General features: G+C 32.6%; 13 protein-coding genes. All 13 read right to left on the bottom strand.

Annotated features, from left to right (window positions below; translation table 11 throughout):
• Positions 1–952, bottom strand: a 952-nt coding sequence (locus F555_RS0100490; RefSeq protein WP_018153267.1) for an iron ABC transporter substrate-binding protein, incomplete at its 3' end; no start/stop codon positions are given.
• A 203-nt stretch (positions 953–1,155) separates the two neighbouring features.
• Positions 1,156–1,767, bottom strand: a complete 612-nt coding sequence (pssA, locus tag F555_RS0100485) for a CDP-diacylglycerol--serine O-phosphatidyltransferase (RefSeq protein ID WP_018153266.1) — start codon at positions 1,765–1,767, stop codon at positions 1,156–1,158.
• Between the two features lie 131 nt (positions 1,768–1,898).
• On the bottom strand, positions 1,899–2,588 hold the full coding sequence (locus F555_RS0100480) for a glycosyltransferase family 2 protein (protein ID WP_018153265.1): 690 nt from the start codon (positions 2,586–2,588) through the stop codon (positions 1,899–1,901).
• Positions 2,589–2,774: 186 nt separating this feature from the next.
• Entirely contained in the window at positions 2,775–3,557 is a 783-nt protein-coding gene (locus tag F555_RS0100475) for a DUF166 domain-containing protein (RefSeq protein ID WP_018153264.1), read from the bottom strand.
• Positions 3,558–3,572: 15 nt separating this feature from the next.
• Positions 3,573–3,956 (bottom strand): arsenate reductase ArsC, encoded by a 384-nt coding sequence (locus F555_RS0100470; protein ID WP_018153263.1) that lies wholly within the window; start codon positions 3,954–3,956, stop codon positions 3,573–3,575.
• 39 nt (positions 3,957–3,995) lie between these two features.
• Complete coding sequence (gene arsB / locus F555_RS0100465) at positions 3,996–5,030, bottom strand: ACR3 family arsenite efflux transporter (RefSeq protein WP_018153262.1); 1,035 nt, start codon at positions 5,028–5,030, stop codon at positions 3,996–3,998.
• A 119-nt stretch (positions 5,031–5,149) separates the two neighbouring features.
• Positions 5,150–5,905: a TatD family hydrolase gene (locus tag F555_RS0100460; RefSeq protein WP_018153261.1), complete on the bottom strand. Its 756-nt coding sequence runs from the start codon at positions 5,903–5,905 to the stop codon at positions 5,150–5,152.
• A gap of 47 nt (positions 5,906–5,952) precedes the next feature.
• A complete protein-coding gene (locus tag F555_RS0100455) occupies positions 5,953–6,300 on the bottom strand; it encodes a hypothetical protein (RefSeq protein ID WP_018153260.1) in 348 nt (115 codons plus the stop codon).
• A gap of 290 nt (positions 6,301–6,590) precedes the next feature.
• Positions 6,591–6,944, bottom strand: a complete 354-nt coding sequence (locus F555_RS0100450; protein ID WP_018153259.1) for a cupin domain-containing protein — start codon at positions 6,942–6,944, stop codon at positions 6,591–6,593.
• A 71-nt stretch (positions 6,945–7,015) separates the two neighbouring features.
• Positions 7,016–8,647 carry a hydroxylamine reductase gene (hcp, locus tag F555_RS0100445; RefSeq protein ID WP_026182881.1) on the bottom strand — a complete coding sequence of 544 codons (1,632 nt, stop codon included), beginning with the start codon at positions 8,645–8,647 and terminating at the stop codon, positions 7,016–7,018.
• A gap of 291 nt (positions 8,648–8,938) precedes the next feature.
• On the bottom strand, positions 8,939–9,664 hold the full coding sequence (locus F555_RS0100440) for an ATP-binding protein (RefSeq protein ID WP_018153257.1): 726 nt from the start codon (positions 9,662–9,664) through the stop codon (positions 8,939–8,941).
• 72 nt (positions 9,665–9,736) lie between these two features.
• Entirely contained in the window at positions 9,737–10,057 is a 321-nt protein-coding gene (locus F555_RS0100435) for a CGGC domain-containing protein (protein WP_018153256.1), read from the bottom strand.
• A gap of 214 nt (positions 10,058–10,271) precedes the next feature.
• Positions 10,272–10,574: 4Fe-4S dicluster domain-containing protein (locus F555_RS08805; protein ID WP_040682728.1), on the bottom strand; the 303-nt coding region annotated here is incomplete at its 5' end.

Here is a 10,574-nt window from a genome sequence, read left to right as displayed (position 1 = left end):
GCAATAGTCCATAAACTTCCCCATTCTTAAACGCATTTAATGAGTTGTAAAACTCAGGATTCTTTTTATAATCATCCATAACTAATTTTAATCCTCCTTCGTCAATGAATATAATATCTGGATTCCATTTTAAAATTTGTTCTTTATTAACAAATGCCTGCCCTTCTTTATTCAGCTCATCAGCGACATTCTTGGCATTAACTGCTTCAAATGGGGGATACTTACATTGGGTGCTGTCTATTCCATGCACACCCTTAAATGCCACTCCACCAACATAGACTGTTGGTTTTTCTTCATCTGGAATGTCTTTTGTTCTTTCATTTAAGTCATTTTCGCAATCTTTTATAAATTTAATAACTTCTTCTGCTCTATCTTCTTTATCTAAAATTTCTCCTGCTATTTTTAAAGAGTTAAATATGTCCTCATTATCGAATGTTGCCAACTTTCCATAGCTTAAAACAACAACTGGAATACCTGTCTTTTGCTCAATTTCGTCTGCTTTCTCTTTAGTTATGTAGGTTATGAATATTACATCTGGCTTAACCTTTAAGGTCTGTTCTACATTTGGTCCTTTACCGATATCGCTAGGTCCTCCATTTCCAATTACTGGAAGATTTAAAAGTTCAGGATGTGCTAATATATAAGGCCTTCCTGTACTTTTTTTCTTTTCAAAGCCCTCAATTCCAACGACTTTATCGGTAGCATTTAAATAGGTAATTAACCTCAAACATCCCGGCCCAACACATACTATTTCATTTACGTCCTTTGGGATTTCAACTTCTCTTCCAAGCATATCTGTTATTTTTATTTTTCCTGTATCTTCACTTACAGCCGGAGCTCCCGATTGTGCCGGTGTGGCAGTATCTGCATCTACATCTGTTCCATCTATGCATCCACAGAATCCAACGGCTACAATCAGGATTGTTAATAATCCTATTAACTTTTTTAACACTCTATCACCATTTTATTCAATAATATATTATCGAGAATAAATATTATTAAATATAAATTTTTCTATTATTTTATTATTCTATTAAATACTGCATAAAATAGTGAATCTTTAAACTAAAATATAAAAATAGAAATTTCTTTAATTTTGAATATTTATGTTGTTGATAGAACGATTATAATAATTATTTCTCATTTTAAACGATTTTATCCCTTAAATTTAATAATGCCATAAAGAACATATCCTATAGCACAAAATGCCAGAGGTTCTACAATCCCGAATAACGAGAGAATTAATGAAACTGCAAAAATACCCATTGATATCTTTTGAGGATATTTCGGATATTGAATATCGCTAACCATTAAAAACCCGGCAATTATGGCAGTTATTGAAGCTAAATTTGAAGTTATGTTGTATTCTAAAATCATTTGAGATACTACACACAAAACCAAAGCAGCTGCAGGGATAGGCAATCCGACAAAATGTTTGACATCCAATATTCCAAATCTTGCCAACCTTAGAGCTCCGCCAATTAAGAATATTAAAGAAGCTATTAAACTAAGATTTCCTTCAAAGTAGTAATAGGTCAAATATGCAGGAGCCACACCAAAACTAACAACATCACAAATACTATCCAGTTCTGCTCCAAATTCGGATACTGTGTTAGTTTTCCTTGCAACAAAACCATCCAATGCATCAAAAACAACTGACGCATAGATAAACCTGAAATCGTGAAATAATATCCCCAGCATCCCTAAAACAATGTTTATTACCGTTACATAATCAGATATTGTTATTATTTTTCTTATACTAAACATGATTTCAACCTTTTTTAATTAATAAAATTTAAAATATATGTTAAAAGTGATATATTCTTTTTAATCTTCCTCTAATTGCTATACGACATGGATACTGTCCAATAAATAATAAGAATACCATAAAATAAAGTTTAAATTAATTTTTGTATAATCAACTTAAATAAAATTTTAAATCCTGTCGATACATTCGTTCCTCTTGCCATGGAATAATCCGTATATATTGTTTTTATTGGAACTTCTTTAAATTTTAAATTGTTTCTTTTAATTAAAACTATAAACTCTGATGAAACTTCGTATCTATTGCTCTTTAATTGATTGGTTATTTTCTCAGCAGCTCCGTAAGAAAATGCCCTTAAACCACTCTGACTGTCAGTTACAAAATGGCCCCCCATTAAATATGTTACAAAATTTAATCCCCAGTTTCCAATCCTTTTAACAGTTGGCATATTTTTAACTTCATTTTCATCCAATAATCTACTGCCTACAACTACCTCATAATCATCTTCTAAAATAGGTTTTACGATTTTTTCAATATCCTTTGGTTCATGCTGTCCGTCTGCATCAAATGTTACAATAACATTTGGTTTGTACTGTAGAGCACATTTTAATCCAGTTCCCAGAGCTCCACCTAACCCTCTATTTATTATATGTCTGCAAACTATTGCACCTTCCTTTTTTGCTATTTCGGAGGTTCTATCAGAGCTCCCATCGTCCACAACTATTAAATTTTTATATCCCTCATTCTTTAATCTTCTTAGGGTGTTCCCTATCATCTTTTCTTCATTGTATGCGGGGATGACCACAAAAACATTGTTTTTCATATTATCCCTTTATTAAATGTATTATTTTAAAATATTTTACTACCATATGGTGATGTAACTTTATAAAAATTATTCTATAAAAAATAAACACAACTAGTTAAATAATTTAAAATTAATTAAAATAGAAAAAAGAATATGTAACATATTATTAGCTTGAGGTACCCATAAAGCCTTTATTTTAACCGATTATAAGAATCCTCCACAACCTTTTGAACAAAATTTATTTTTACATTTATGCGATGATAGTGCCTTTTTTATAGAGTCTATTGCTATGTATCCTGCCTCATGTAGTATCGTGTCTTCTAATTCCTTGTCATACTCCATACTTCCCAAACACGGATAGTTGTGGTGGGCATTTGCTATTTCATCTTTTAACTCTCTAATTCCTTTATTTTTTATCCTCTTTGCGATGTAGTAGGTTTCCCCGCATGGTGATGAAATTTTAACTTTAACATCCTTTATAGTATGTCCCACTACCTCGGCTTCAATCTCTGGAGCTCCAATTCTAAAGTATTCTATAAATTCATTTATGGCATTTTTACCTTCTACCTTCTTTAAGGAACAGAACGGTTTTGGATTCTCAAACTCTATTCCGTTGTTCTCACACATTTCTTTTAAACTATTTCTCATAGCAATGGATAAATCATCTGGAGCTTCAGAAGGTACTATTAGAGCCCTATAATTTTTTTCCTTTAAAAACAGTGGGAGCTCATACAGTAAATCATCATGTAGTTGAGCTATACAAACATCCCCTTCTGGAACTTCTGGAATATATTCATAGGGATTGTCGATAAATTCCTCGTATGCTTTCTTTACTTCTAAAACATTTACATTATCCTTAAAACTCCAATCTCCTCTACAGTTATAACAATCCTCACATATTCTACAAAAATCTGGTTCATTTAGCAGGTTTTTATAGAACTTCTCCATTCTCTTGTTTCCCTCATGGTAGATAAATGTGACTTTCATTAATATCACCACACCTTAATAATTTAATATCTGGATTAATTCTTCGATTTTCTTCTCGATTTCATCTCTGACTTTCCTATAAACTTCAATATCTTTATCTGCAGGGTCTTCAATATCCCAACCTATATGCTTTTTTGCTGGAACAAATGGGCATTTATCCAAACATCCCATTGTAACGACAACGTCAAAATTTCCAACCTCTCTAACAACCTCGTCTATTGTTTGAGGCTTCTGTTTTACGTTTAAATTTTTTTCTTTTAAAACTTCAACAACCTTTTCATCAACACCATCGGTTTTTTCCAACCCTGCACTATAGGCATTTAGTCCATATTTCTTCCCAAATGCCTCTGCCATTATACTTCTTCTTTTATTGTGTACACAAACAAACAAAACCTTCATATTTTTCACCTAATCAAATAGCACCAGTAATATAATATTTCACCACTTTGTCTTATTTGCAATCCAGACAAGTGTTAGCATCAATGGAACCTCTACAAGAACGCCAACAACTGTTGCAAGTGCAGCTCCACTGTTGAGCCCAAATAATGTTATCGCAACTGCAACCGCAAGCTCAAAGAAGTTACTTGCTCCAATAAGTGCTGACGGAGCAGAGATATTATGTGGTAATTTCCATTTTTTTGCCCAGGTGTATGCCAAACCAAATACAAAGAATGTTTGTATTGTTAGTGGTATGGATATCAGCAATATGTACAGGGGATTGTTTAGTATTATTTCTCCTTGAAATGAGAATAAAATCACCAGAGTCATCAATAAACTTAATATTGAAACCTTATTTAAACTTGGTATAAATGTTTTTTCAAACCATTTTTGTCCTTTGTGTGCCATTAGATACTTCCTTGATAGATATCCAGAAACTAATGGTATAACTACGTATAAGAATACTGAAAGGAACAACGTATCGTAAGGAATAGGAATGTCGCTTATTCCCATTAAGAACCCAACTATTGGAGCAAAGGCGATGAGTATTATTAAATCATTTGTGGCTACCTGCACTAATGTATATAAAGGATCTCCATCGGTCAAATAACTCCAAACAAACACCATGGCAGTACATGGAGCTGCTCCTAAAAGTATTGCTCCAGCAACATATTCCTTAGCCAATTCCAATGGAATAAAGCCCAATTTTGAAAAAATCGTTATTAAAAATAATGAAGCAAATAGATACATTGTGAATGGTTTTATTAACCAATTTACAGCCCATGTTATTGTCATTCCTTTAATGTAATTCTTTCTTATCATCTCTACAGCTCTAAAGTCAATCTTTACCATCATTGGATAAATCATCGCCCATATTAGAACTGCTATCGGAATGTTAACATTGGCTATCGTAAATTTTGAGAGTGTTTGAGGAATTATTGATAAATAATTGCCCATTAGAATCCCTGCGATTATACACAATGCCACCCATATTGAAAGATACTTTTCAAAAAACCCTAATCCTTTTTTACTCATTATTAACACCTTATTTTTTTTAAAAAATAGGGCCATATTATATTTAAAATTTTCGATATATTGATTAATTCTAATGTATTTAAAAAATATCTAAATTCATGAATTAAGTGGGAGTATGCCTATAACCTGTAAAACGTTTTTGCATTTTTGTAAATTGAATCAGTTATCTTCTTCTCATCAACCCCTATTTTTTTCATATGGAGTTTGGTTCTTGGGAGTGCATAGATATCTGCCTTTAAACTTCCTAAATCGCTACTTAAAATAAATTTTTTATCGTAGTTCTTTATTATTTCAGATGCCTCAACATGATCTATTTTCATTGATTGCTGAACAGTCAAACCAACGTAAACATCCCTATCGATTAACTCTACTGTTTCTTTGTTTATGTGGTCTATCATTACTAAATCGTCTTTTATTTTAACTTCATCGAGAAGTTTTAAAATCTCAACTAACGCTTCTTTCTTATTCTTCTCCGGAGTATGAACAATTATTGGCATGTTGTAATCCTTTGCAAGAATTAGTTGTTCTCTTAGGAGGTTTTTTTCTTCGTCCGCAATATAATGTAATCCAGTTTCCCCAATTGCCACAACATTTTCATTGTCTAAAAACCCTGGAAGTTTTTTTATAAGGAGCTCCCAGTTTTTAGGGTATCCCATAGGATGAACTCCCAACGCTACCTTAACTTCCACATCTGCCATTTTTCCTCTTTTTGTTTCTAAATTAATCAACCTATCCCAGTGATCAAGATAAACTTCTGGAACACTCATTTTGTATGGGTCATGGGCACATGTTACAATGGTTTCAATTCCACTTAATGCCATCTTTTCCATATCTTCAAAACTTCTAACATCTAGATGGGTGTGTGCATCTATCATGTTATCGCCTCTTAGTTTTAATTAAAAAAGAAGGAATGAAATTTAAATTAAATATTTTTCAAGTAATGGTAAAACCTTTCATCATTTGTGAGACAATGTATTGTTGTTTGCCTTACTCCAAAGGTCATTCCACTCTCTTTTATAAGTTTTTTCTCTAATTCTATAGTTTCTTTTAAAATTTCCCTAATGTCTCCATCTAATTCAAATTTTATGTTAGGTTTTCCCCCAATATATATCATGTACTTCTCATAAAGTGCTTCTACATCCTTCATCTGACTATTTGATATATCATTGTATAATTCGTTATTATATTGTTCTATTGACTTCAACCTACTCATTAAGGACAGTTTCATTTTATTTGACATGATTTTTTCCATTAATTCTTCTAATTGCATTATATCACCATCGAAGAGCTACAATCTCAAAGAGATTTCAATTTAATTAATTTATATGCTTATTTGTAATATAAAAGTATTTTTGACTATTTTTACCCTAAAAATGGATAATTAGTATTCATTTAAATTAATAATGAAGATATAACTATTATAAAAAATAATAAAAAAGTAATAAGTTATTTAATTTAAAAATTAAATTTAGCACATATATTTAACTGTATGCCTATCGAGGGCATAGAAAATTGCAATGGTTATATTGTAAATATTATGAACATTACTTTTTATTTAAGTTATTCGTTAATTTTAATTGGTTCTTCTGGACCACCTATTTTTGAAGGATGTGGTGCTTTGATTACAAAGAATTCAAGAACATCACATGTTAAATTTTGAGCAATCATCTTTGTATTGAACGGCAAATGAATTATTGATCCAGCAGGATATACTTTTGGCTCTTGGTCTTCCAAAGTTAATGTCATCTCTCCCTTTACAACTATTAAATGAACCTTTGAGTTTGTAAAGTGCTTAGGTGTGCCTTCCCCTTTTGGAAATATCATATGAATAATTTGAACTTCGTCGGTATTAACTATTTTTTCCACAATCTTTGAATCAGATTCGGTTGTAAAATTATATACTGTTTCTATCATAATGTCACCTAAAAAAAATAAAAGATAGTTAGTAATTAATAATGACCAATAGCTAATTCTTATTTTTGCAATTATTTGTTTATCAGTCTTTCAATATCTTCATCAACGGTGGTTATTCCGCTTATTCCAAATTTCTCTACAAGCACCTTAGCTACATTTGGAGATAAGAATGCAGGTAGTGTTGGACCTAATACGATATCTTTAACACCTAAGTAGAGTAATGCCAATAGAACTGCAACTGCTTTTTGTTCGTACCATGCTACATTGAATGCAATTGGAAGGTCGTTTATATCATCTAATTCAAATACTTCTTTTAATTTAAGTGCAATAACTGCTAATGAGTAACAGTCGTTACACTGTCCAGCATCTAATACTCTTGGTATTCCACCAATGTCTCCTAAACCTAATTTATTGTATCTATATTTTGCACATCCTGCGGTTAATATGACTGTGTCGTTTGGAAGTTTCTTTGCAAATTCGGTGTAGTATTCTCTTGAAGGATGTCTTCCATCACATCCAGCCATTACAACGAATTTTCTTATAGCTCCTGATTTTACAGCTTCAACAACCTTATCTGCTAATGCCAATACTTGGTTGTGTGCGAAACCACCTACAATCTTACCAGTTTCAAGTTGTTTTGGTGGAGCACATTTTTTAGCCTGTTCGATTACTTCTGAGAAGTCCTTATTTCCATTTTCATCTTCTGGTATTCTTTTAAGTCCTGGGAATCCTACAACTCCTGTTGTATATATTCTATCCTTATAACTTTCAGCAGGCGGAACAAGACAGTTTGTAGTCATTACAATTGGTCCGTTGAATGCTTCAAATTCTTCTTTCTGTCTCCACCATGATCCCCCGTAGTTTCCTACAAAGTGGTCGTATTTCTTAAATGCAGGATAGTAGTGAGCAGGCAACATTTCACTGTGTGTATATACGTCAACACCAGTTCCCTTTGTTTGTTCTAAGAGTTGTTCTAAATCTTTCAAATCGTGCCCACTTATTAAAATACCAGGGTTGTTTCTAACCCCAATATCTACTTCGGTTATTTCAGGATGTCCGTAGGTTTCGGTATTTGCTTTATCGAGTAATGCCATTGTATCAACGGCATATTTACCACATTCAAGTACGAGTGCTGTGAGCTCGTCGGCAGATAGGCTATCATCAGTTGTTGCAACAAGTGCTTTTCTTATAAATTTGTGAATATCTTTGTTGTCATATCCTAAAACCATGGCGTGGTGTAGATATGCTGCAATACCTTTAACCCCGTAAGTTAATAATTCCCTTAAAGAACGGACATCTTCATTTTCTGTTGCAAGAACGGAAACCTCAAGTGAATTTGCCTTTTTTATAATTTCATCGTCTGAATCTGCAGTCCATGTTGCACAGTCAGGCAAATCTCCACCGCATCCTGGACATGTACTTTTTGATGCGGCCTCTTCACGAAGTGCCAAACCTTCTTTTATTTTTTCTATAATATCTTTATCATCGAAATTTACATTTGTAATTGTTGTAAATAATGCGTCTACGATATATCTATCGGTTTTATCGTTTGAGTATCCTAAATTCTCACGAACAACTGCTAAACCTTTCACAGTATATACCAAAAGGTCTTGAAGGTTTGCCACGTTGTCTTTTTTACCACAAACTCCGATGATTGTACATCCAGTATTTTTTGCAGTTTCTTGGCATTGATAACAGAACATTTTTGATGGTCTCATAGTTATACCCTCCCCGGTTGACTTAGTTATTGTAACAGCACTGGAGCTCTTCCCCATTATACCGTCTATAATTGATTTTATTTTTTGTCTAATGTCTTCCATAGACTCACCCTTTATTTAACAAATTTACATTTGTTTTTTATCATATATATGAATTTTTGACAATTATTATCCAAAAAGATACACAAATATTATTCATTATACGCTCCAATGTGACATAATTATTATTACGTTTTATCGTATATTAATACTCTTATGCAGAGTTCAATGTAGTGTTTATTCAACTACCCTACCATCAATTGATATCACATGCTTTCTTATTTCACAGCCTGTTCCTTCAAGTGCATTTTTTACTAACGCATATAATCCATGACAGCATGGAACGCTCATTATTACAACATCCACTTTTTTAATATTGTTCAATTCAACAATCGCCCTTATTTTTTCAGCGTATTCTGAAACGTCGTCCAATTTTGGACATCCAATGGCTAAAACTTTACCTTTTAAGAATTTTTTATGGAAGTTTGCATAGGCAAATGGAACACAGTCTGCTGCAATTACCAATTCAGCATCTTTAAAGTATGGTGCCATTGGATTTAGTAGATGAAGTTGAACAGGCCAGTTTATTAACTCTGACTCTATTTCTGAATCCATCCCTTGGTCGTTACTTTCGCATTTTTTTCTGTTAAAGGTCATTGCCATTGAACCTGGGCATTTGTGTCCTTCTGAATGCGAATGTGAATGAGCATGACTATTATTATGGGCAGAACTACTTACCTCTACCTCTTCTTTTGTGATTTTTATGGCATCAACAGGACACACATCTAAACAGGAACCTATTCCATCACAGTAAATCTCTTTATTTTTATCTACTTTTACCTTTTTAGTTTCAGGATCAGGCACAAGGATGTTTTCTTCACAGGCTTTAATACACAATCCACATTCTTCATAACCAAGACATTTGTCCTGGTCAACTTCAATTTTATATCGTGATATCTTCATACAACCCCCTCTTTATTAGGATTTTACATGTATAATTTCTAATCTATAAAACATAATTAATAAAAGTTGGGCTTAGAAGTGGGAACCCAACACTACTTTTGCCCCAGTTTTTTCAATTTCTTCTTTCATTTCATCAGTATAGATACACTTTGGTTTAAGTGCTGTTGTACATGTTGCAAAGTGAACAACTTCTACTCCGTGCTTTTCTACCAACTGTTTTATCTGATTTATTCCCAGTCTTCCTGGGCATCCACCGCATGTTATCATGGTTACAAGTTCAAAATCTTCGTAATCCTTAAATGTGTCTTTTTTGTTTAATGCCGCGGTCATACAGCCTACTGCAGGACAGGTTTTTGCTGCACTATCGCATCTTAAAATTGCAACTTTAACCATGTTCTCACCCTCATTTTTTATTTTTTGACAATCTATATAGTGCATTTAATAATATAAAAAGATTTTTGACCGGTTTTTTTGGGAAAACGACTAATACTTATGTTTTTTAGTTTGGGGATGAGATATAATTATTATGAAAAAAACTTAAAAAGTAATAAAAATTTTTATGGTTAAATTCTTTAATATTGAAAAGATTGAAAGATTAAAAAAGTATTTAATTTTGTTTCATAAGTTCTTTAACTTCTTCTAAGAACTTTCCATAACCTACTCTTTGCATAACTGCGCCCAATCTTTCCCTTGCCGGTTTTTTAGCATATTTATCGTAAACGATCAATACTTTATCAATAAAGTCAAGTATCTCTTCAACACTCATTAATTTCATGCTTACTCCTTCTATTACCTCCCTTCCGGTCTTACCTCCAACATACACCATAAATCCTTCTTCTTTAACATCCCTACCTTCATTTGGACATGCCTTTATACATTTTCCACATCCAATACATACATTGTAGTTTGT

The sequence above is a fragment of the Methanothermococcus thermolithotrophicus DSM 2095 genome (genome assembly GCF_000376965.1).
Classification (GTDB): domain Archaea; phylum AGJL01; class Methanococci; order Methanococcales; family Methanococcaceae; genus Methanothermococcus; species Methanothermococcus thermolithotrophicus.
The sequence above is the reverse complement of the archived record's forward strand: the minus strand, read 5'-3'. Positions and strand labels throughout refer to the sequence as shown.